20 protein-coding genes are annotated in these 20,084 nt (G+C 67.7%); 6 read left to right on the forward strand and 14 right to left on the reverse strand.

The features are described 5' to 3' along the window. The first annotated feature begins 45 nt into the window (after positions 1 to 45). From CXQ91_RS17580 to CXQ91_RS17595, 4 genes are read left to right on the forward strand one after another with little or no spacing between them, the layout of a single operon-like run. The gene (locus CXQ91_RS17580; RefSeq protein ID WP_104175188.1) at positions 46 to 729 is read left to right on the forward strand and encodes a GntR family transcriptional regulator; all 684 of its coding nucleotides are present in this window, start codon (positions 46 to 48) and stop codon (positions 727 to 729) included. Continuing rightward, positions 726 to 1,610, forward strand: a complete 885-nt coding sequence (locus tag CXQ91_RS17585; protein WP_104175189.1) for an aspartate/glutamate racemase family protein — start codon at positions 726 to 728, stop codon at positions 1,608 to 1,610. The genes CXQ91_RS17580 and CXQ91_RS17585 overlap by 4 nt, the downstream gene beginning before the upstream one ends. A 10-nt stretch (positions 1,611 to 1,620) precedes the next feature. After that, positions 1,621 to 3,066: an amidohydrolase family protein gene (locus tag CXQ91_RS17590; protein ID WP_104175222.1), complete on the forward strand. Its 1,446-nt coding sequence runs from the start codon at positions 1,621 to 1,623 to the stop codon at positions 3,064 to 3,066. A gap of 8 nt (positions 3,067 to 3,074) precedes the next feature. Then, the gene (locus CXQ91_RS17595) at positions 3,075 to 3,803 is read left to right on the forward strand and encodes an aspartate/glutamate racemase family protein (RefSeq protein WP_104175190.1); all 729 of its coding nucleotides are present in this window, start codon (positions 3,075 to 3,077) and stop codon (positions 3,801 to 3,803) included. Positions 3,804 to 3,913: 110 nt separating this feature from the next. On the opposite strand, the gene CXQ91_RS17600 is transcribed toward CXQ91_RS17595, so the two are convergent. Next, positions 3,914 to 4,849 carry a diacylglycerol kinase family protein gene (locus CXQ91_RS17600; protein ID WP_104175191.1) on the reverse strand — a complete coding sequence of 312 codons (936 nt, stop codon included), beginning with the start codon at positions 4,847 to 4,849 and terminating at the stop codon, positions 3,914 to 3,916. Positions 4,850 to 4,958: 109 nt separating this feature from the next. On the opposite strand from CXQ91_RS17600, the gene CXQ91_RS17605 reads away from it, so the two are divergent. Next, positions 4,959 to 5,423, forward strand: coding sequence for a pyridoxamine 5'-phosphate oxidase family protein (locus tag CXQ91_RS17605; RefSeq protein ID WP_104175192.1), 465 nt, complete (start codon positions 4,959 to 4,961; stop codon positions 5,421 to 5,423). An 11-nt stretch (positions 5,424 to 5,434) separates the two neighbouring features. Here the strand turns inward: CXQ91_RS17605 and CXQ91_RS17610 are convergent, their stop codons facing one another. The 12 genes from CXQ91_RS17610 to CXQ91_RS17665 form a co-directional block, all read right to left on the reverse strand. Next, positions 5,435 to 6,259 (reverse strand): IclR family transcriptional regulator C-terminal domain-containing protein, encoded by an 825-nt coding sequence (locus CXQ91_RS17610; RefSeq protein WP_104175193.1) that lies wholly within the window; start codon positions 6,257 to 6,259, stop codon positions 5,435 to 5,437. 109 nt (positions 6,260 to 6,368) lie between these two features. After that, the gene (locus CXQ91_RS17615; RefSeq protein ID WP_104175194.1) at positions 6,369 to 7,052 is read right to left on the reverse strand and encodes a 3-oxoacid CoA-transferase subunit B; all 684 of its coding nucleotides are present in this window, start codon (positions 7,050 to 7,052) and stop codon (positions 6,369 to 6,371) included. Between the two features lies 1 nt (position 7,053). Beyond that, complete coding sequence (locus CXQ91_RS17620; RefSeq protein ID WP_104175195.1) at positions 7,054 to 7,743, reverse strand: 3-oxoacid CoA-transferase subunit A; 690 nt, start codon at positions 7,741 to 7,743, stop codon at positions 7,054 to 7,056. 15 nt (positions 7,744 to 7,758) lie between these two features. Further along, positions 7,759 to 8,958 (reverse strand): thiolase family protein, encoded by a 1,200-nt coding sequence (locus CXQ91_RS17625; protein ID WP_104175196.1) that lies wholly within the window; start codon positions 8,956 to 8,958, stop codon positions 7,759 to 7,761. A gap of 81 nt (positions 8,959 to 9,039) precedes the next feature. After that, complete coding sequence (pcaC, locus tag CXQ91_RS17630) at positions 9,040 to 9,504, reverse strand: 4-carboxymuconolactone decarboxylase (RefSeq protein WP_104175197.1); 465 nt, start codon at positions 9,502 to 9,504, stop codon at positions 9,040 to 9,042. After that, positions 9,501 to 10,319, reverse strand: coding sequence for an alpha/beta fold hydrolase (locus CXQ91_RS17635; protein WP_104175198.1), 819 nt, complete (start codon positions 10,317 to 10,319; stop codon positions 9,501 to 9,503). Before CXQ91_RS17635 ends, pcaC begins: the two co-directional genes overlap by 4 nt. Further along, complete coding sequence (locus CXQ91_RS17640; protein WP_104175223.1) at positions 10,312 to 11,817, reverse strand: lyase family protein; 1,506 nt, start codon at positions 11,815 to 11,817, stop codon at positions 10,312 to 10,314. The genes CXQ91_RS17635 and CXQ91_RS17640 overlap by 8 nt, the downstream gene beginning before the upstream one ends. 65 nt (positions 11,818 to 11,882) lie before the next feature. Next, complete coding sequence (pcaG, locus tag CXQ91_RS17645) at positions 11,883 to 12,488, reverse strand: protocatechuate 3,4-dioxygenase subunit alpha (protein ID WP_104175199.1); 606 nt, start codon at positions 12,486 to 12,488, stop codon at positions 11,883 to 11,885. Position 12,489: 1 nt separating this feature from the next. Further along, entirely contained in the window at positions 12,490 to 13,401 is a 912-nt protein-coding gene (gene pcaH, locus CXQ91_RS17650; protein ID WP_374953674.1) for a protocatechuate 3,4-dioxygenase subunit beta, read from the reverse strand. Between the two features lie 44 nt (positions 13,402 to 13,445). Further along, positions 13,446 to 15,404, reverse strand: a complete 1,959-nt coding sequence (locus tag CXQ91_RS17655; RefSeq protein ID WP_104175200.1) for a bifunctional sugar phosphate isomerase/epimerase/4-hydroxyphenylpyruvate dioxygenase family protein — start codon at positions 15,402 to 15,404, stop codon at positions 13,446 to 13,448. Further along, the gene (locus tag CXQ91_RS17660; RefSeq protein ID WP_104175201.1) at positions 15,404 to 16,285 is read right to left on the reverse strand and encodes a shikimate dehydrogenase; all 882 of its coding nucleotides are present in this window, start codon (positions 16,283 to 16,285) and stop codon (positions 15,404 to 15,406) included. The genes CXQ91_RS17655 and CXQ91_RS17660 overlap by 1 nt, the downstream gene beginning before the upstream one ends. Positions 16,286 to 16,454: 169 nt before the next feature. Next, positions 16,455 to 17,291: an IclR family transcriptional regulator gene (locus CXQ91_RS17665; protein ID WP_181038935.1), complete on the reverse strand. Its 837-nt coding sequence runs from the start codon at positions 17,289 to 17,291 to the stop codon at positions 16,455 to 16,457. 262 nt (positions 17,292 to 17,553) lie between these two features. Here CXQ91_RS17665 and CXQ91_RS17670 point away from each other — a divergent pair, with 262 nt between their 5' ends. Further along, positions 17,554 to 18,873: an MFS transporter gene (locus CXQ91_RS17670; RefSeq protein ID WP_104175202.1), complete on the forward strand. Its 1,320-nt coding sequence runs from the start codon at positions 17,554 to 17,556 to the stop codon at positions 18,871 to 18,873. A gap of 73 nt (positions 18,874 to 18,946) precedes the next feature. Here the strand turns inward: CXQ91_RS17670 and CXQ91_RS17675 are convergent, their stop codons facing one another. Then, positions 18,947 to 20,044: an ATP-dependent DNA ligase gene (locus tag CXQ91_RS17675; RefSeq protein WP_104175203.1), complete on the reverse strand. Its 1,098-nt coding sequence runs from the start codon at positions 20,042 to 20,044 to the stop codon at positions 18,947 to 18,949. Positions 20,045 to 20,084 lie beyond the last annotated feature (40 nt).

Raw genomic sequence — 20,084 nt, forward strand, 5'->3', positions numbered from 1 at the left:
GGCGCCGGGAGCGCACTACCCATCAAGAAACCCGAATGGAGCACCATGCTTGCCGCAGAAGAAACCCAGGACAAGGAACGCCCCCTCCGCGAGACTGTCCGGGATACGCTCCGCACCAGGATCTTCGAAGGGCATTACGCTCCCGGCACCCGGCTGGTGGAACGCGACCTGGCAGCCGAGTTCAACGTCTCCCGGCTGCCGGTCCGCGAGGCGCTGCGGATGCTGCGCCAGGAGGGCCTCCTCAGCGACCGGGGAGCACGCGGCGCCGAGGTCAGCTCACTCAGCCCCAAGGATGTGGAGGATCTCTTCGACGTCCGCCAGTCGCTGGAGGTGCTGGCCTGCCGCCTTGCCGCGGTCCGGGCAACACCCGAGGACCTTGGCTACCTTGACGGACTGCTGGACGAGGCCGAACGCTCCCTCGCCAAGGGCGCCGTCATGGAGGCCCACCGCGCCAACAGCGAATTCCACGACGCCATCACCCGGATCGCGGACAACGGCTTCCTCAGGTCCGCCCTGGAACCGCTGCAGGGCCGCATGCACTGGCTGTTCCGCCATGTGAGCGACCTGCCCGAACTGATCCAGGAACACCGGGACCTCTACGGTGCCATCGCCAGCGGCGATCCCGACCGTGCCGCGGCCCAGTCGGCGTCGCACATCGGCAAATACCGGGAACAGTTCCCCGACGATTTCCAGAAAACAGAACCCGCTCTTCACCGGAAGAAAAAATGAAACTCCTTGTCATCAACCCCAACATCAGCGACGACGTCACTGCGCTGATCGAATCGGAAGCCCTGCGCTCGGCCTCGCCGGGCACCGAACTGGTGGTCCGCACCGCCGGGCACGGCGTCGAATACATCGAAACCCGCTTTGAGTCCCTGATCGCCGCCGGCGCGGTCGCCGAGATCATCGCCGAATTCACCGCGGAAACGTCCGACGGCGGAACGGCCGGCGGCGGAACGGCCGGCGGCGGCGCTGATGGCGGAACGGCCGGCGGCGGAACGGCCGACGGCGGCGCTGATGGCGCCTCCCGCGCGGACCGCATCGACGGCGTCGTCGTCGCGGCCTTCGGGGATCCGGGTATGCCTGCCCTGAAGGAACTCACGGACGTCCCCGTCATCGGCATCACCGAGGCCGCACTGTGCGCCGCCGCCCTGCAGGGCCACCGCTTCTCCATCATCGCCATCTCGGACCGGATCCGGCCCTGGTACCTGGACTGCGTGGAACGCTTCGGCCTCGGCGGCCGGCTGGCATCCATCCGCTCCATCAACGAAAGCCTCAACGGCATCGGTTCCGTGCAGCACGACTTCAAGGAAACGCTGCTGGCACTCAGCCGGCAGGCCGTCACGGAGGACGGAGCCGACGTCGTGATCCTCGCCGGGGCGCCCCTCGCCGGGCTGGCCCGCGAACTCCGGGTCCAGATCCCGGTTCCGGTGGTGGACGGCATCTCCGCCGGCATCCGCATGGCGGAGGCCGTGGTGGGGCTCCAGTCCGGCCCGCACCGGGCCGGTGCCTTCGCGCCGCCGCCGCTGAAGGCCCGCAGGGGCCTCTCCGAAAACCTCGACGCCGCCCTGGCCGCCGCCCAGTCTGCACCCGCCGCTTCAAAGAACTAGGAGGACAATGATGTCCCGCATTCCAGACCTCGTCATCGCCCACGGCACCGTGGTGAACAGCTTCGGCCGCCGGAACGTCCACGTGGTGGTCCGCGACGGCCGCATTGAACAGCTCATCGACGCGGCCGAACCGGTCCCCCCGGCCGAGCGCACCGTGGACGCCGCCGGCCGGCTGGTGGTTCCCGGCGGCGTGGACGGCCACTGCCACGTGGCCCAGGTGACCGGACGCTTCCGCACCCTGGACGACTACCGCACCACCTCCACGGCAGCGCTCTGGGGCGGCACCACCACCATCATCGATTTCGGCATTCCCCGCGACGCCCAGGAAACCCCGCTGGCGGCCGTCCTGCACAAGAAGGAGCTGGCGCTGGAATCCCGCTGTGACGTCGCCCTGCACGGCTCCGTCGTCAGCTGGGACGAGACTGTGCCCTGGCAGCTGGAGCAGCTGGCAGCCGAGGGAGTGCGTTCGGTGAAGATGTACACCACCAACCGAGGCAGCACCATGGCGGACGGGGACACCATCCTGAAGGTCATGCGCGAGATGGTCCGACTGGACGGCCTCACCTACATCCACGCCGAACACGACGCCATCATCAGCGACTGCACGCAGCAGCACGCCGACGACGGCAGGATCGGAATCGAGCACCTGCACCGGACCCGCCCGGAGCTTGCCGAGGAAATCTCGGTCAAGGAAACCCTGGCCATGGCCGAGTACACCAAGGCCCCCGTGTACTTCGTGCACCAGTCCACGCCGGGCGCCGTCGACCTGGTCACCGAGGCACGTGCCCGCGGCCAGGAGGCCTATTCCGAGACGTGCCCGCACTACCTCACCCTCGATGACACGGTGTACGGGTCCACATTCCCCGAGTGGTACGCCTGCTGCCCACCCATGCGCAGCCCCGAAACCGTCGCCGCGCTCAAGGAACGGCTGGCCGCCGGGGCCATCCACACCGTCGCCTCGGACCACTCCTGCTACGACCTGTCACAGAAACGCGAGCGCACGGACGACGTCCGCGCCATGCCACACGGCCTGCCCGGGGTCGAAACCCGGATGCCCGTCACCTTCACGGCCATGGCTTCCGCCGGCAGCTCGGTGGAGGCCTTCGTGGAGGTCTTCTCCGCCGGCCCTGCCCGCATCAACGCGGTCCCCGGCAAGGGGACCATCGCCGAGGGCTTCGACGCCGACCTGGTGGTCTTCAATCCCGCCGAGGAACGGACGGTAGACGGCGGTGCGCTGCACATGGGCACTGATTTCTCGCCGTTCGACGGCCGCACGCTCACCGGCTGGCCCACCGTCGTGGTCTCCGCAGGGCGGGTGGTGCTCGACGGCGGCGGCTTCCACGATCCCGGCGCCGTGGGGCGTTTTGTGGCCCGCAACGGCTTCCGCGAACACCACTCGTCCGCCGCGGATTCCACCGCCGCCACCACACCCGCGACCCTCTCCGCAGCAAACTAGGAGCAGCCATGCCATCCCCCGCACGCAAGACCCGCATCGGCATGATCGTGCCGTCCTCCAACACCTGCCTGGAGCCGCAGAGCTACCGCATCCTGGGCGACCGGGACGACGTCACCATCCATTTCACCCGGATCCCCGTCACCCGGATCGCCCTGGATGACTCCTCGGACAAGCAGTTCGATCCGGCTGTCATGCGCGCCGCCGCCGAGCTGCTGGCGACGGCCGATGTGGACGTCATCGCCTGGAACGGCACGTCCGGCTCCTGGCTCGGCGCGGACCACGACCGTGAGCTGGTCGGCGAAATCGTGGACGCGACGGGCATCCCGGCCACCACGTCCACGCTGGCCTACCTGGAGGCTTTCGAGTCCTTCGGCACGGAGCGGATAGGGCTTTTCACGCCGTACACGGAGGACGTGAACCGCGCCATCATGGCCTCCTACGAGCGCGACGGCATCAAGACCATCGGCCACCGTGCCCTGGGGTTGAGTGACAACGAGTCGTTCGCCCGGGTCACGGACGACGAGATGCGGCCCGGGTCCCTGGAGCTTGCAGCAGCCCGCCCGGACGCCCTGATCTACCTGTGCACCAACCTGTACGGTGCCAACATCGCAGCGGAAGTGGAGGCAGAAACCGGCGTTCCGGTGCTGGACTCCGTGGCCGTGACGCTGTGGCACTGCCTCAAACTTGCCGGGTCCCCCTTGCTCGCACCGAGGTGGGGCAGGCTGCTGGCCGGCTAAACGCCAGGCAATCTGCAGTCACAAGCCTGCAGTTCAAGCAGCCCAAGCAAGAACCGACGGCGGCCCGCCCACTGGGAGCGGGCCGCCGTCGGACCTTTAACGCCTGTTTCTCAGGTTGCCGGAGTTCCCGCGGCCGGTGCGTTCATCCGGACAGTCAGCGCGCCCGGAAGCATAGTCATCAGGACGTGTTTGCTGTCGCCCTCGTGGTCGCCGTCGAGCTGATAGTCGTCCGGGTGCTCAAAGGTGATCTCAACGGATTTTCCCTGGAAATACTCCACTGACGTGTCCTTGCCCCGGCCCTTGCCGATCATGCCGGCCACAACGGAGAACCAGCCGAGCTTGCCCCGGGGCGCCAGGACCACAACATCCAGCACGCCGTCATCCACCTTCGCGTCGGGGAAGATTTCCAGGCCGCCCTGGACCTTTCCGCAGTTCCCCACCATGACGCTCCGGACCCGGCGGTGGACCACTGACTTTCCGTCAATGACGATGCTCGCCTTCACCGGCTTCCCCGGCAGGTTCCGGATCCCCGCGTCCACGTAGGCCAGCCAGCCCACCTTGTCCTTCAGGTCCTCGTTGGTGTCCGCCATGATGCTGGCGTCGTAGCCCATGCCGGCCATCACCAGGAAGTGCTGCGCCTTGTCCGGGTCGCTCCGGACGGCACGCACAACGTCAATCTTTCGGTCCTCGCCCGCCAAGGCTCCGGTCATCGCACCTTCAACGTCCGTGACGTCCATACCGAGGTTGCGGGCGAGCAGGTTGCCGGTGCCCAGCGGCAGCAGCCCCATCGGGGTGGCCGTGCCGGAAAGGACTTCAGCCACACACCGCACCGTGCCGTCGCCGCCGGCAGCGATGACAATGTCGGCCCCCTGACGGAGTGCTTCCTTGGCCTGTCCGACGCCGGGGTCCTCCTTGGTGGTTTCGATCCAGATGGGCTCATCCCAACCGTTGTTCGCGCAGTGCTTGGCCATCAGGCCGCGAACGTCAATGTCAACCGGCTTTGCCGGATTGATGATGATTGCGGCGCGTCTATTGTGCTGGGTCATGGCATCCTTCACGGGCAAATGGTCGGGGGTGGTCCTCACGTGAAGCGTAGCCGAAATCCGGGTCTTGCTCCCCTGCCAGTGCGCGTGCGGTACGCCTAGGCTCAGCAGCATGAACATGTCTGAGCCGGGCCAGGAAACACAAGACCTCACCGTCCATGAATGCTGGAGCCACCTTCGTTCCGCTTCGGTGGGACGGCTGGCGCTCATCAGCCATGACAGACCTGAAATCTTTCCGGTCAACTACCTGCCGGATGAAGGTACCGTAATTTTCCGGACAGGACCGGGTACCAAGCTGGAGGCTGTGCTCTCCGGGGAGCCGGTGGTTCTTGAAGCGGACGGGCTGAACACCTACGGGACCATCGCGTGGAGCGTGGTGGTCAAGGGGGTAGCTGCACCTGTGCAGCCCGGCGAGGATGTTCCGGCCCAGACCCCGTCGCCGTGGGAAGAGGGGGACAAGGAAATCCTGGTCCGCATTACTCCCACCGAGCTGAGCGGGCGCCGTTTTGTCATCGGCCCGCCCACAAGGTGGTGGCCGCCGCTGGAGCCCGTCACCTTGCCGGGTCCGAAGGAGTAAACCGAGGCCCGCTAGTGCTTGGCTGAGAGGTCCGCGGAAATCAGCCGGGCCGTCTCCACCGTTTCCGTCCGCACCATGTCCAGGTAGGCCGTGGGGTCCGGTTTGGCGGCCACCGACTGGGCCTGCAGCGACACGTTGATGGCCGCCACCACCTTCGTGGGGCCGTGGTAAACCGGCGCCGCGATGGACATCAGCCCCAGCTCCAGCTCCTGGTTCAGGAGGCACCAGCCCTGTGCCCGGACGGTGTCGAGCGCGGCCACGAGATCTTTCCGTGTGCCGATGGCCCGGGGCGTGAGGGGCTTGATCTCGGCCTCCGCGAGGTACTCCTGGAGCTTGGCCGGCGGCAGCGCTGCGAGCAGCACGCGGCCCATGGACGTGGCGTACGCCGGGAAACGGGTTCCCACCGTGATGCCCACGTTCATGATCCGGCGGGTGGTCACGCGGGCAATGTACGCGATGTCCCGGCCGTCCAGGACAGCGGCGGACGTCGACTCCCCGAGCCGGAGCGACAGCTCCTCCAGGTGCGGCTGGGCCAGCTGCGGCAAGGACAGGCCGGACAGGTAGGCGTAGCCCAGCTGCAGTACCTGTGCCGTCAAGGCGAAGGTCTTCCCGTCGGTGCGGACGTAGCCCAGCTCAACGAGGGTGTGCAGGAAGCGGCGGGCGGTGGCGCGGGTCAGGTCGGTCCGTGCAGCCACTTCGGTGAGGGTCATCACCGGGTGGTCGGTGTCGAAGGCGCGGATCACGGCCAGGCCGCGCGCCAGGGACTGGACGTACTGGTCGCTGGCCTGGGGCGCAGAGGAGGGCCTGGGCGCGGTCTCTGCTGCTGCGTCGGTCATGGATACCAATCCTATTAGCCGCCCGGTCCCCTGAAGCGCGAACTGGCAGCTAATGACCCCAGATCGGGGATTTGGGGTCATTAGCTGCCAGTTCGCGCCGTAGGTGGGGTTAGCGTTCGACGGCGGGGACTGCTGTGAGGGGGACCGGCACCAGGGCCTGGAGTTCCTCGAGCGTGCAGCCGAAGGTTTCGCGGACCTGGACGCCGTCCGGGCCCGTGAGGAAGACGGCCTTGTCGGTGTACACGCGGGTCACGCAGCCCACGCCGGTGAGCGGGTACGTGCAGGCCTGCACGAGCTTGGACACGCCGTCGCGGGTCAGGAGCGTCATCATCACAAAGACGTCCTTGGCACCGGTGGCCAGGTCCATCGCACCGCCCACGGCAGGGATGGCGTCCGGTGCACCGGTGTGCCAGTTCGCGAGGTCACCGGTCGCGGAGACCTGGAACGCGCCGAGGACGCAGATGTCCAGGTGCCCGCCGCGCATGATCGCGAACGAGTCGGCGTGGTGGAAGTAGGACGCACCGGGGAGTTCGGTGACGGGGATCTTGCCGGCGTTGATGAGGTCGCCGTCGATCTGGTCGCCGGTGGCTTCCGGGCCCATGCCGAGCATGCCGTTCTCGGTGTGCAGGGTGATGTCCTGCTCCGGCTCGAGGTAGTTGGACACCAGGGTGGGCTGGCCGATGCCCAGGTTCACGAACGAGCCGGGCTTGATGTCCTTCGCCACGAGCCGGGCCAGGTCGTCGCGGCCCAGGGGCGTCTCGCTGGTCTGGATGGATGCTGTCTGGATGCTCATGTCAGGCCACCTGTTCTGTCGTTCCGGCGGCGCCGGCCACACGGACAATGCTGTTCACGTAGATCCCGGGGGTCACGATGACCTCCGGGTCCAGCCCGCCGACCGGGACGATTTCGGACACCTGGGCGATGGTGTGCTTGGCCGCGGCGGCCATGATCGGGCCGAAGTTCCGGGCCGTCTTCCGGTACACGAGGTTGCCCTTGCCGTCGGCCTTGAGTGCCTTGATCAGGGCGACGTCGGCGTGGATGGGGGTCTCGAACACCTGGCCGCGGCCGTCGATGATGCGGGTCTCCTTGCCCTCGGCCAGCATGGTGCCGTACCCGGTGGGCGTGAAGAAGCCGCCGATGCCGGCGCCGGCGGCACGGATCCGCTCGGCCAGGTTGCCCTGCGGAACGAGTTCCAGCTCGATCTCACCGGCCTTATACTTGGCGTCGAAGTGCCAGGAGTCGGACTGCCGCGGGAAGGAGCAGATCATCTTCTTCACCCGGCCTTCCTTGATGAGCAGGGCCAGGCCCTGGTCGCCCTGGCCGGCGTTGTTGTTGACCACGGTGAGCTCGCGGGCTCCGCAGTCCATCAGCGCGTCGATCAGTTCGAACGGCTGGCCGGCGTTGCCGAAGCCGCCGATCATCACGGTGGAGCCGTCCTTGATGCCGGCGACTGCCTCGCCGACGGTGTCAATGAAATTCAGCATGATCAGCTCTCTCTTTTATGCCGCAGCGCCGGCGGTGACGTTTTCGAGGACGACGGCCAGGCCCTGGCCGACGCCGATGCAGATCGCGGCGACGCCCCAGCGCTGCCCGGAGGCCTGCAGGGACCGGGCCAGGGTGCCCAGGATCCGGCCGCCGGAGGCGCCCAGCGGGTGGCCCATCGCGATCGCGCCGCCGTGCCGGTTCACGATGGAGGCATCGATCCCCCAGGCGTTGATGCACGCCAGGGACTGCGCGGCGAACGCTTCGTTAAGTTCGACGGCGCCCACCTGGTCCCAGCCGATGCCCGCCTTCGCGAGGGCCTTGTTCGCGGCCTCCACCGGGGCGTAGCCGAAGAACTGCGGATCGTTGGCGTGCGCTCCGCGCCCGGCGATGCGCGCCAGCGGCTCCAGCCCCAGCAGCCCGGCGGCGTTCTCCGATCCGATCCAGGCCGCGGAGGCGCCGTCTGACAGCGGGGACGCGTTGCCGGCGGTCACGGTGCCGTTCTCGGCGCGGAACACGGTCTTGAGTCCGGCGAGTTTCTCGGCCGAGGATCCGGCGCGGATGCCCTCGTCCCGGACCAGGTCCGTGCCCGGCACCGGGGCCACGAGGTTGTCGTAGAACCCCTCGTCCCAGGCCGCGGCGGACAGGTTGTGCGAGTTGGCGGCGAACTCGTCCTGCGCCTCGCGGGTCACTCCGTACTTCTCGGCCAGCCGTTCGGTGGCCTCGCCGAGGGAGATGGTCCAGTCCTTCGGCATGGCCTTGTTCACCAGGCGCCAGCCCAGTGTGGTGGAGGCCAGGGTCATGTCCCCGGCCGGGTAGGGCTTCTCGGTCTTGGGCAGCACCCACGGGGCGCGGGACATCGACTCGGCGCCGCCGATCAGCATCAGCTCCGCATCCCCGGCGTTGACCTGGCGCGAGGCGATGATCGCCGCGTCCAGGGAGGACCCGCAGAGCCGGTTGACCGTGGTGCCCGGGATCGAGACCGGCAAACCGGCCAGCAGGGTGCCCATCCGGGCGATGTTGCGGTTCTCCTCGCCGGCGCCGTTGGCGTTGCCGAACACCACTTCATCGATCCGCTCCACATCAAGCTTCGGAGCACGCTTGACGATCTCACCGATCACGTGCGCGGCAAGATCATCCGGACGGACACCGGCCAGGCCGGACCCGAACTTCCCAAAAGGCGTGCGAACAGCGTCGTACACAAAAGCCTGGTTCATAACTATTCCTCTAATTCCGTAGGGCCCAACTAGGTCGCAGTTAACGTCCTCATTCGCGCGAATGACGACGTTAACTGCTAGCTAGTTGGGCGGGGTGGCTGCGTCAAGCTGGGCAAAGACCTGCTGCGCGGTTTTGAAAGCTGTGTTGGCGGAGGGAACTCCGCAGTAAATGGCGGTCTGCAGCAGGATTTCCTTGATTTCGTCCCTGCTCAGGCCGTTGGTGATGGCGGCGCGGATGTGCATCGCCAGTTCTTCCCAGTGCCCGTGGGCCACCATGGCTGTGATGGTGACGGCCGAGCGCATCTGCCGCGTCAGGCCCGGACGGGTCCAGATACCGCCCCAGGCGATGCGGGTGATCATGTCCTGGAAGTCCTCGGTGAAGGCGTCCTTGTTGGCGTTGGCGCGGTCCACATGCGCGGCGCCGAGCACTTCGCGGCGGACCACCATCCCGCCGTCGTAAATCTCCTGGCTGGTGGCGTCCGGCTGGACTGCGCCATGCCTTTCCAGGCCGGGACGGTCGCCGCCGGATGCTTCGGGGCCGGTCATTTGGCTGCTCCGCGGGTTTCGCTCCAGGCGATGAGGCCCTTGAGCAGTTCGGCGACGTGCGCGGGCGCTTCGGCCGGAGCGAGGTGCGCCACCCTCTCCAGCGTTACGGCACTTGCGGTGCCGCCGCCGGCTGTGATGCCCTTCGCCACTTCTTCGGCGAACGACGGCGGTGCGACAGTGTCCTCCGCACCTGCCACGGCCTGGGTGGGGACGCGGATGCTGCCGAGCTCCTCGCGGACGTCGAAGCCGGCCAGGGCTTCGCAGCAGAATGCGTAGCTGAAGCGGTCGGCGTCGCGCAGGGAATGCAGCAGGCGGCTGCTGAGCTCGGGCTCGCGCTCCATGAATCCGGGCGCGAACCAACGTTGCGCGGAACCCTGGATCATCACCGGGGTGCCCTGGCTGCGGACGGTTTCGGCCCGCTCCAGCCAGCCTTCGGGAGTGCCCAGCTTGGCCCCGGAGCACTGCACGGAGAGGCTCTTAAGGCGTTCGCCGTGCTTGATGCCCAGCTGCAGTCCGGTGGCCCCGCCAAGGGACACTCCGGCATAGTGGAACCTCTCGCCCGGCGCGATCGAATCAACCAGTTCGACGACGGCGTCAGCCAGTTCGGCGACGTCGAACGATTCCGTCGCAGCCGGCGAGACGCCGTGGCCGGGCAGGTCCCAGGCAACGACGTCGAAGTCTTCCCCGAGCAGGGCGCCGGCCTGGGTCCACAGCACTGAGGACGTCCCCAATGACGGCCCCACCACCAGCAGGGGCTTGTCCCCCAGCGGGCGCTGGGGGGAGAGCAGTACAGCCTTGACTGTTGGTCTAGCCACGGGAAACTCCGTTCAGGTCTGTTTGGATGGGGGTATCTTCGGTTGGATCCGCCGGTGTCGGGCCGCCACTTCCGCCGAACTCGGGGAAGGCGGCCAGGATGCGGCGGGAGATTTCGGCGGCCTGACCCAGGTAGCTGGCCGGGTCCAGGAGCTCTTCCAGCCGTTCGTCCGAAAGGGCACTGGCCGGGACAGCCTCGCGCAGCAGGCGGCGGTAGGTTCCGGACTGCTCCGCGGCCGGAACCTCGAGCGTCCGGTCCACCACGGACTGGAGCTGCTGCTTGCCGGTCCGGCCGGCCGCGGCACCAGCGTTCTCCTCTGCCGGCAGCGCATCGAGCAGCGGCGCCACGGCGGCGGACACTCCTTCGCTGAGCAGCAGCGGCCCGGACAGGCCCAGGTTGCGGCGCATGGCATCCGGGAAGACCCGCAGGCCTTCGGCGAGCTCCCTGAGGTGGCCGGCCGAGCCGAGCGCCAGGCGGAGCAGCTGCCTGAAGGCGGGCCACTCGCTGTGCCACGCGCCGTCGGGCCGTTCGTCGTTGAAGTTGGCCGCTGCCAGATGCAGCTGCGCGGCCAGGTAGGGGGCCTGGAGTGCCGCACTGCGGACCAGGACCGACAGCACGGGGTTCTGCTTCTGCGGCATGGCCGAGGAAACACCGCGCCCGGCGGCACGCGGTTCGGCGAGTTCAGCCACCTCCGGGCGGCTGAGGAACAGCACGTCCGAGGCGATCTTGCCCAGCGCATCCGTCACGCCGGCCAGGGCGTCTCCCAGCGACGTGACGGCCAGGCGGTTGGTGTGCCACGGTCCCGGCGTGGCCGCCAGGCCAAGGTGCGCCGCCAGGTTGCCCGAGAGGTCGAAGGGCGTGTCCACCGAATCCCTGGTCAGGACGGTTCCGGCGGCGAGTGTTCCCGCGGCGCCGCCGGTCTGCAGCGGCAGCTCGACGGCTTCAAGGCGGCGTGCTGCGGCAGCGAGCCCGTGGAACCACTGCGCCGCCTTCAGGCCGAAGGTGAACGGCAGGGAATGCTGCGTCAGGCTCCTGCCCACGCAGAGCGTGTCCGCATGGTGTTCCGCCAAGGAAGCCAGCGCCGTCGTGATCCCCCGAACATCCGCCAGGAGGGCCGAAACGGCGTTGCGGGCCAGCAGCATCAGGGCAGAGTCCAGCACGTCCTGGCTGGTCAGCGAGGTGTGCACGGCACGCACAGCACCCACGTGCTCCGCGTCCAGGGCATTGACCTCGGTCCGGAGGTCAGCCAGCAGCGGGATGACCGGGTTCGCGCCGCCCTGGGCGCGGACGGCAATGCCGGCCACGTCATAGCGGTCGACGTCCGCGGCTGAAGCCACGACGGCGGCTGAGCCGGCCGGCGCGAGGCCGGCCTTCTCCAGCACCGAAGCCCAGCCGGACTCGACGGCGAGGATTGCCGCGAGCACCGCCCGGTCCCCTGTCAGCGCTGCCACGGCAGGCGACGCCGACACGGGGCTCAGGAGCCCGACGTCACCATCCATGCCGCTCGCGGCATATTCGCTTATGGCGCTGGCTGAGCTGTCCGCGCTGGCTGCTCCGGAGGTGTTCACTGTGCGGCGCCCCCGACAGCCGCTCCCTCGACAGAGGCTCCTTCGAAGTCGAGGAACACGGTTTCGCCCTCGCCCTGCAGCCGGATGTCCCAGGTGAGTCCGCCGTCAGCATCACGGCTGGCGATCAGCGTGGAGCGGCGTTCCGGATCCAGGGAGGACAGCAGCGGGTCGGCCGCCAGCGCTTCGGCGTTCTCGGGCAGGTAGACGCGGGTGAAGAGGCGGTTCATCAGGCCGCGGGCAAACACGGCCACGGAGATGAACGCCGCCGCGCCGGGCTTGGTGGGGCCGGGGTTCACCGTGGTGAAGGTGTACATGCCACTGTTGCCCACGGAGCTCCGGCCGAAGCCGGTGAACGTGTAGCCGTCGCGGACCAGCGAGCCGGTCCGGTGCACGATGTTGCCTTCGGAATCCGGCTGCCAGATCTCCAGGATCGCGTCCGGGATGGGGTGGCCGGCGCCGTCGTACACGGTGCCCTGCAGGCGGATGGAGCCGGGCGATCCCGGGGCCAGCAGTTCGCGGTCCTTCTCGTACGGCAGGGCGTAGCCGTAGAAGGGGCCTACGGTCTGGCCGGGTGTGGGGGTCAGCTTGGTGGTTGAGCTCACGTTATTCCTCGTCTCCTTCTGCGCCGAATGCTTCGTTTTCGGTCCAGGTCCGCTTGGAGCCCGTCAGGACAATGTCCCACTTGTAGCCCAGTGCCCATTCGGGCTGGGTGAGATCGTGGTCGTAGCTCGCCACCAGGCGATCCCGGGCATCCTGGTCCACGATGGACTGGTAGATGGGGTCGAGCGGGAACAGCTGGTCACCCGGAAAGTACATCTGGGTAACGATGCGCTGGGTGAACTCCTGCCCGAACAGGGAGAAGTGGATGTGCGCCGGGCGCCACGCGTTGAGGTGGTTCTTCCACGGATAGGCGCCGGGCTTGATGGTGGTGAAGCTGTAGGAGCCGTCGGCCCCGGTGATGCAGCGGCCCACGCCCGTGAAGTTGGGGTCGAGCGGTGCCGGGTGCTGGTCCCGCTTGTGGATGTAGCGGCCGGAGGAGTTGGCCTGCCAGATCTCCACCAGCTGGCCGGCGACGGGCCTGCCGTCACCGTCGAGCACGCGGCCGGCGACGATGATGCGTTCGCCCTGGGGCTCACCGTTGTGCTGGATGGTCAGGTCCGATTCCAGTGCGTGCACGTCCTGGTGCCCGAAGGCAGGCGAGTACAGCTCGATGGTTTCCGGATCGGCGTGGTGCAGGCTCTTGGTGGGGTGGCGGAGGATGCTGCTGCGGTACGGCGCGTAGTCCAGCCGCGGCTGGATTTCCGGAGCCTTCCCGGTTTTCAGGGCTGCGGCGTACGCATCCCCGATTGCCTTGATCTCCGCGCTGAGGTCCTGCTGGGTTTCCACGGCGTCCTTCGGCTGGGTTTGAGGTGCAGCCTGCGGTGCGGTCCCGGGTGCGGCCTGGGGTGCCACGTCCGACACGTCTTCGGTGATCGGATCGGCGTTGAATGTTTCAATGTTGATTTCTTCAGGCACGGCAGCCTCCTTTCGGTTGATGGGGTTGATGGTTGGACTTAGGTTCAGGTGGCGCGTTTCAGCTGGTGCAGGTGGTCGTACTGGACGGCGTGCCGGACCGGGGCGTTGGGGGCGCCGTAGCCGTCGTAACCGCCGCGGCGTTCCACCATTTCGAAGAACACGCTGCCAACGGTGGCGGTGTAGAAGTGCAGGAATTCGCCGTCGGCGTCGCGGTCGTACAGGAGGTTCAGTTCCCGCAGGGTGGCCAGGAACGCAGGGTCCAGGGCGAAGCGGGCATCCAGGTCCTCGTAGTAGTTCGCGGGGATCTGCAGGAAGTCCAGGCCGCGGTCGCGGGCCTCGCGGGCGGTGGCCACGAGGTCGTCCACGGCGAAGGCGATGTGCTCCTGGTACGTCGTCCGGTGGGCGGTGCCGGTGTCCGCGCCGTCCTGCTGGATGACGGGAGCAAGGTTCAGCACCAGGCGCACGGCGCGGTCGGCGGTAAGCATCACCTGGGAGCGGACCAGGCCGCTGGGGCTGGGCACCTCCGCGAACGGCTGCGGCTCCAGGGCCAGGGCGCTGGTGTAGAACAGCACGGCTTCGTCAAAGTGCTGCCACGGCTGCGCGAGGTTCACGTGGTCAATCACGGCACTGCGGGCGCCGGCAGGGACCTCGAGCCCTGCGCCGAACTCGTGGGTCCAGGCGGCGGTGCCGTCCGGGCTGCCCTGGCAGAGGAAGATCTCGGTGGAATCCGGTGCGGCGAAGCCCTGGAACACTTCCTCATTGGCCTGGCTCTTGCGCGGCACGGCGGGTGCCTTGAGCTGCTGGGCGCGGGCTGCGGCAATCACCGGCGAATCGACGTCGAAGCCGAGGGCGGCGATGGCGGGCGCGGAACCGGCAGGGACCCCGGCAAGTGCTGCCGCGTCCGGCCCGGCCGGATCCTGCTCGTTGATGATCACGCGTGCGTGGCCCATGGTCCACAGTTGCACGTCCTTGGTGCGGTGTCTGCCGTTGAATTCGAATCCCAGCTGGCCCAGCAGCTTCTCCAGGCCTGCGGTGTCCGCGGCTTTCACCTCGGCGAAGTTGAAGCCTGCCGGTTCGGCCACCTGCGGGAGGGTGGCCAGCTCCATCGGATAACGACGGCGGGCAGGGGCCGCAGGCCCACTAACAACAGTGCCCACGCCACCTGCACCCGCAGGGGCGTTGGCGTCCAGCCATTTGGCGCTCTGTTCCTCGAGCCAGATCAGCGACCGCATGGCGTCCACGGCGGTGCGTTCGACGTCGGACTGGCGGAAGACGTCGTTGAAGACCTCCAGCGAAACCGGCCCGGCGTACCCGGCGCGGACCACGTAGCCCATGAATTTGGCGAGCTCGAACTGGCCCTCGCCCGGGAAGACCCGGTAGTGCCGGCTCCAGGACAGGACATCCATGGAGAGCTTGGGGGCGTCGGCCACCTGGACGAAGAAGATCTTGTCCGCGTTGAAGGACTCGATGGGCGCGGTGTCCCAGTCGCGGGACAGGATATGGAAGGAGTCGAGGCAGGTGCCGAGGTTCGGGTGGTCCACGGTTTCCACCAAACGGTGGGCGTGCTCGTAGTCGTTGACGTACTTGCCCCAGGCCAGCGCCTCGTAGGCCACCTTGATGCCGTGGTCACCGGCGAGTCCGGCCAGCCGGGACAGCTGCTCGGCGCGCAGGGAGTCGTCGTCAACGGTGGCAGTGCCCACGTTGGAGCAGACCAGGATGGTGTCCATGCCCAGGCGGGACATCAGCTTGAACTTGGCCTCGGCCCGGCGGAGATTGGCGGCGAGGAGGTCCTCGGGAACGCTGTCGAAGTCGCGGAACGGCTGGTAGAGGTCCAGGGTCAGGCCCAGGTCCGCGGCCATTTTCCGGACGTCCTCCGGGCTCAGGGAGGACGTCACAAGGTCCTGCTCGAAAATTTCAATGCCGTCGAAGCCGGCGATGGCGCACGCCTGCATTTTTTCCTTCAGCGTCCCGGACAGGCACACCGTGGCGATCCCGGTACGCATCAGGCGGCCACCTCTTCCGCGGCCACGAGTTCCAGGAAGTGGGAGCGCATGCGGTCCGCGTCGGCTTCCAGGCCGGTGAAGATCCTGAAGGCGTCCGCCGCCTGGCCCACGGCCATGCGGCCGCCGTCCAGCACCTCGCAGCCCCTGGCGCGGGCTTCGCGGACCAGTTCGGTTTCGATCGGGCGGTAGACAATGTCCGCCACCCAGTGCCGGGATTCGAGCAGAGACTGGTCCAGCGGGACGCCGGGGTGCGCGGCCATGCCCACGGGGGTGCAGTGCACCAGACCGTCGGCGAGGGGCATCAGCTGCGGCAGCTCCGCCGTCGTCCGGGCCGTGACGGTGCTGTCCGGGAAGAACCCGGCCAGTTCGGCGGCGCGCGCGGCGCAGCGGGCAGCGTCCGTGTCCACGAGGTCCAGGTGACGGACGCCCGCGGTGAGCAGGGCGTAGGCGACGGCGGAGCCGGCGCCGCCGGCACCCAGCTGAACCACACGGTCAAGTTTTGCGCCGGGAAGGCCTGAGGCGAGGGCGGCCGCGAAGCCGGAGAAGTCGGTGTTGTGGCCGATGAAGCGGCCGTCCCGGATGGTGACGGTGTTGACGGCTCCGAGGCGGCGGGCGTCCGGCGAGATTTCATCGAGGTGGTCCAGGACCAGCTGCTTGCACGGGTGCGTGATGTTCAGCCCGTTGAAGCCGAGGCGGTGCGCGCCCTGCAGGAGCTCTCCCACGGAGGCGCCGGGCAGGCCCAGCTCCAGGAGGTCGATGGGGCGGTAGAGGTACCGCAGGCCCTGCACGTCGCCTTCGCGCTCGTGCATGTGGGGCGTGAGCGACGGCATGACGCCATCACCTACGAGGCCCACCAGAAAGGACTCTGCTCGATTGCTCATCCGTATAGCTCCTTTGACAACGGCATCCGGCTTGCCGGGGCGCCCAGGGCGCCGGCGGCTGCGTGCCGGGTGATATGGCTTACAGTACAGGAAATGTTCACATCTTGCACTGATGTTCTTATTGCGAACAAATAATGACGACGGGGGGCAGAAGCCGAGGCGGCGCGGCTCATCGCTGCGGCAGCCTGGCGGACAGTTCGGCGGCGGCCTCCTGGAGCGCCGGGACAAGCGCCACCAGGTCCTCCAGGCTGAGCCGGAAGACCGGAACCGCCGTGGCCAGGGACGCAAACGCGAAGCCCTGGGCATTGAAGACAGGCACCGCGACAGCGCGCATACCCAGCTCGTTTTCCTCATCCATGACGGCATAGCCCCGGCGGCGGACCTGCTCGATCTCGGCCCGGAAGGCCTCCCGGTCCGTGATCGAGAATTCCGTGAGCGGCTCCAGCTCCAGCTCTTCAACGAGGCGTTGGCGTTCGGCATCCTCGGCAAATGCCACGAGCGCCTTGCCCACGGACGTGGTGTGGAGGGCGCCGAGGTGCCCCGGATCGCTGGTGACGCGGAACGTCTGGGGGCCGTCCACCTTGTTGACGGTGAGGTGGTGGTGCCCGTCGCGCACGGAGAGGATGGTGGCCTCCCCGGTCTTCTCGGTGACGCGCCGGAGGATGGGCAGGGCGGTGCCGGCAAACCCGTGGTGGTTGGATACGCGCTGGCCGAGCTGGAAGACGCGGAGCCCCAGGTGGTAGCGGCGGCCGTCGGGTTCATAGTCCACAAAACCGTCCCGCGTGAGCGAGCCCAGCAGCCTGTACGTGGTGCTGAACGGCAGTTCCGCGCGGCGCGACAGCTCTGCCGCGCTGGCACCCCGGGGCTCATCGCCCAGCAGCACGAGCAGGCCCAAGGCCTTGCCCACCATGTCCGTCCGGGAGTCCTCCTTGGGCGCCTTCGTTGCCTTCGCTGCGGCTACCGCATCTTCGGCCGCGGCCGGTTCTGTGTCTTGATTCACACTCATAACCCGATATTGCCACATCGTGAGAGCTATTTCTAGATGGTGATTATTTTTCTTGACAGGTGATGGTCCTCACAGTCATCATTGCTGTATCGCAGAAGTAGCTTCCACCATGTGGCTACTTCTCCAGGGTCTTCACAAGGACCTCCAGCCGCCGTCGGCTGAGCCGCCAGCTGGGCCTCCGGCTGGGCCGCTAACAAAGACGGGCGGCAGCTGCGAAAAATCCTGCTCCATCCGCGACAATGTCGTCACACAAAGGAACACCATGAGCCAGACACTCCCGTCCACGACGCCGGGCACTGTTGCACCGGCCGGGACCCCGAAAAAGGCAGCCCTCGCCAGCTTCCTGGGAAGCGCCGTCGAGTACTACGACTTCTTCATCTTCGGTTCCGCCGCAGCGCTGATCTTCCCGCACGTGTTTTTCCCCAACGCTGATGCCAACGCCGCCATCATGTCCTTCGCCACGTTCGGCTTCGCCTACGTGGCACGCCCGGTTGGCGCTGTTATCCTCGGCCACTTCGGCGACCGCGTGGGCCGGCAGAAAGTCCTCATGTTCACCCTGGTGCTGATGGGCGCCTCCACCTTCGTCATCGGCTGCCTCCCCGACTTCAATACGGTGGGCTGGTGGGCTCCCGCCCTGCTGGTGCTGGCACGCCTCTGCCAGGGCCTCTCCGCAGCGGGCGAGCAGGCCGGCGCCTCCTCCATGACCCTGGAACACGCCCCGGACAACCGGCGCTCATTCTTCACCTCCTGGACCCTCACCGGCACGCAGGGCGGCCAGATCCTTGCGGCCCTCGTCTTTATCCCCGTGCTCGCCCTGCCTGACGAGGTCAAGTACGGCATCGGCTGGCGCATCCCGTTCTGGCTCAGCGCCGTGGTTGTCCTGGTGGCGTTCTTTATCCGCCGCACGCTGCACGAGCCGCCGGCGTTCGCAGAGGCCCAGAAGTCCGCTGCAATCTCCAAGCTGCCGGTGGCGGATCTGCTGAAGCACCACTGGCGCGACGTCCTCCGCGTGGTCGCCTGCGCCTTCATCGCTGCCGTGTCCACCGTGTTCGGAACCCTGGCCATCAGCTACGCCAAGACTGTAGCCGGTGTGGACGGCACCACCACCCTGTGGCTTGTGGTCGGCGCCAACTTCGTGGCCCTCGGCACCCAGCCCCTGTTCGGCATGCTGTCAGACAGGATCGGCCGCAAACCCGTCTTCATCTACGGTGCCGTGGCCAGCGCGGTCCTGACCCCGGTGTTCCTGCTGAGCCTCGAATCCGGCAGTGTTCCGCTGATGTTCCTCGCGGCCATCGGGTTCTTCTCCTTCGGTTACGCCGCCTCCAACGCCGTCTGGCCGTCCTTCTACGCCGAGATGTTCAGCACCAAGGTCCGGTTCTCCGGCCTGGCGATCGGCACCCAGTTGGGCTTCCTGATGGCTGGCTTCGCCCCGGCAATCGTGGCGGCGATGGGCGGCATCAAGCCCGGCGGCTGGGTCCAGATCAGCATCTTCACAGCCGTCATCTGCAGTGTCGCCGTAGTGTCGGCCCTCACGGCCAAGGAATCCTTCAGGACCCCCACCCGGGAGCTCGGCCTGAAGTAACAGCTGCCCGGTAAAAGCACGACGGCGGCCCGTCCCCTTTTGGGGGCGGGCCGCCGTGGTTTAAGTACGCGGGTCAGGTTGCAGATTTTCCTGTGGCCAGCACTTCGGCGAGGTCGAAGCTGACCGGCTCATCCAGCTGCCCGTAGGTGCAGGATTCCGGGTCCCGGTCCGGCCGCCAGCGGACAAACTGGGCGGTGTGGCGGAACCGTTCGCCTTCCATGTGGTCGTACTTCACTTCCAGCACGCGTTCGGGGCGGAGCGGCGTGAAGGACAGGTCCTTGCCGGCGCTCCAGCGGCTGCCTTCGGCATTCCGCGGCGTCCGTTTGCCTTCCTCCTGCTTGGCCCAGGCCCAGGGGTGGTTGTCGAAGTCCGTCACCAGCGGCTGGAGTTCTTCAAACAGTTCCTTGCGGCGCTGCATCGGGAAGGCGCCCACCACCCCCACACTGGCCAGCCCGCCGTCGCCGTCGTAAAGCCCCAGCAGCAGGGACCCGATCCGGTCCGGTCCGCTGGTGTGCACGCGGTAACCGGCCAGGACGCAGTCCGCCGTCCGTTCATGCTTGAACTTGAGCATCACGCGTTTGTCCGGCTGGTAGGTGCCGTCCAGGGATTTGGCCACGATCCCGTCGAGGCCCGCTCCCTCGAACTGGCGGAACCACTTCTCGGCGGTGCCGTTGTCCCGTGTGGCGGCGGTCAGGTGGACGGGCGCCGCGCTGCCGGCGAGGGCCCGTTCCAGCATGCTCCGCCGCTCGGAGAACGGCCGCCCGGTGAGGTCCTCGTCGTCGAGGGCCAGCAGGTCGAACGCCACGAAGCTTGCGGGTGTCTGCGCTGCCAGCAGCTTCACCCGGCTGGCCGCAGGGTGGATGCGCTGCTGGAGCGCATCGAAGTCCAGCCGGTCACCGGAACCGCCCACTAGGACAATCTCGCCGTCCAGCACGCAGCGCGGCGGCAGGTTTGCCTTCAGGGACTCCACGAGCTCGGGGAAGTAGCGGGTCATGGGCTTGCCGTTGCGGCTGCCGATCTCCACCTCGTCGCCGTCCCGGAAGATGATGGACCGGAAGCCGTCCCACTTGGGTTCAAAGCTCCACTTCGGGCCGGAGTCCGGCGGGTCGGGCAGTGCGCTGACGGCTTTGGCGAGCATCGGCGCGATCGGGGGCATCACCGGCAGTTGCATACCGCCCATTCTTGCCCGGCGGTCCGCTTCGCACCACCCC

Origin of the sequence: Arthrobacter sp. Y81 (assembly GCF_002929335.1) — a bacterium.
Lineage (GTDB): Bacteria > Actinomycetota > Actinomycetes > Actinomycetales > Micrococcaceae > Arthrobacter.

What these genes read in the sequence shown, in the direction of transcription:
- CXQ91_RS17620 (WP_104175195.1), bottom strand. Translation starts at nt 7,743, where the DNA reads ATGCTGAATTTCATTGACACCGTCGGCGAGGCAGTCGCCGGCATCAAG.
- CXQ91_RS17580 (WP_104175188.1), top strand. Translation starts at nt 46, where the DNA reads ATGCTTGCCGCAGAAGAAACCCAGGACAAGGAACGCCCCCTCCGCGAG.
- CXQ91_RS17600 (WP_104175191.1), bottom strand. Translation starts at nt 4,849, where the DNA reads ATGACCCAGCACAATAGACGCGCCGCAATCATCATCAATCCGGCAAAG.
- pcaC (WP_104175197.1), bottom strand. Translation starts at nt 9,504, where the DNA reads ATGACCGGCCCCGAAGCATCCGGCGGCGACCGTCCCGGCCTGGAAAGG.
- CXQ91_RS17625 (WP_104175196.1), bottom strand. Translation starts at nt 8,958, where the DNA reads ATGAACCAGGCTTTTGTGTACGACGCTGTTCGCACGCCTTTTGGGAAG.
- CXQ91_RS17655 (WP_104175200.1), bottom strand. Translation starts at nt 15,404, where the DNA reads ATGCGTACCGGGATCGCCACGGTGTGCCTGTCCGGGACGCTGAAGGAA.
- CXQ91_RS17660 (WP_104175201.1), bottom strand. Translation starts at nt 16,285, where the DNA reads ATGAGCAATCGAGCAGAGTCCTTTCTGGTGGGCCTCGTAGGTGATGGC.
- CXQ91_RS17590 (WP_104175222.1), top strand. Translation starts at nt 1,621, where the DNA reads ATGTCCCGCATTCCAGACCTCGTCATCGCCCACGGCACCGTGGTGAAC.
- CXQ91_RS17665 (WP_181038935.1), bottom strand. Translation starts at nt 17,291, where the DNA reads ATGAGTGTGAATCAAGACACAGAACCGGCCGCGGCCGAAGATGCGGTA.
- CXQ91_RS17595 (WP_104175190.1), top strand. Translation starts at nt 3,075, where the DNA reads ATGCCATCCCCCGCACGCAAGACCCGCATCGGCATGATCGTGCCGTCC.
- CXQ91_RS17585 (WP_104175189.1), top strand. Translation starts at nt 726, where the DNA reads ATGAAACTCCTTGTCATCAACCCCAACATCAGCGACGACGTCACTGCG.
- CXQ91_RS17675 (WP_104175203.1), bottom strand. Translation starts at nt 20,044, where the DNA reads ATGCAACTGCCGGTGATGCCCCCGATCGCGCCGATGCTCGCCAAAGCC.
- CXQ91_RS17605 (WP_104175192.1), top strand. Translation starts at nt 4,959, where the DNA reads ATGAACATGTCTGAGCCGGGCCAGGAAACACAAGACCTCACCGTCCAT.
- CXQ91_RS17610 (WP_104175193.1), bottom strand. Translation starts at nt 6,259, where the DNA reads ATGACCGACGCAGCAGCAGAGACCGCGCCCAGGCCCTCCTCTGCGCCC.
- CXQ91_RS17640 (WP_104175223.1), bottom strand. Translation starts at nt 11,817, where the DNA reads ATGGATGGTGACGTCGGGCTCCTGAGCCCCGTGTCGGCGTCGCCTGCC.
- CXQ91_RS17615 (WP_104175194.1), bottom strand. Translation starts at nt 7,052, where the DNA reads ATGAGCATCCAGACAGCATCCATCCAGACCAGCGAGACGCCCCTGGGC.
- CXQ91_RS17670 (WP_104175202.1), top strand. Translation starts at nt 17,554, where the DNA reads ATGAGCCAGACACTCCCGTCCACGACGCCGGGCACTGTTGCACCGGCC.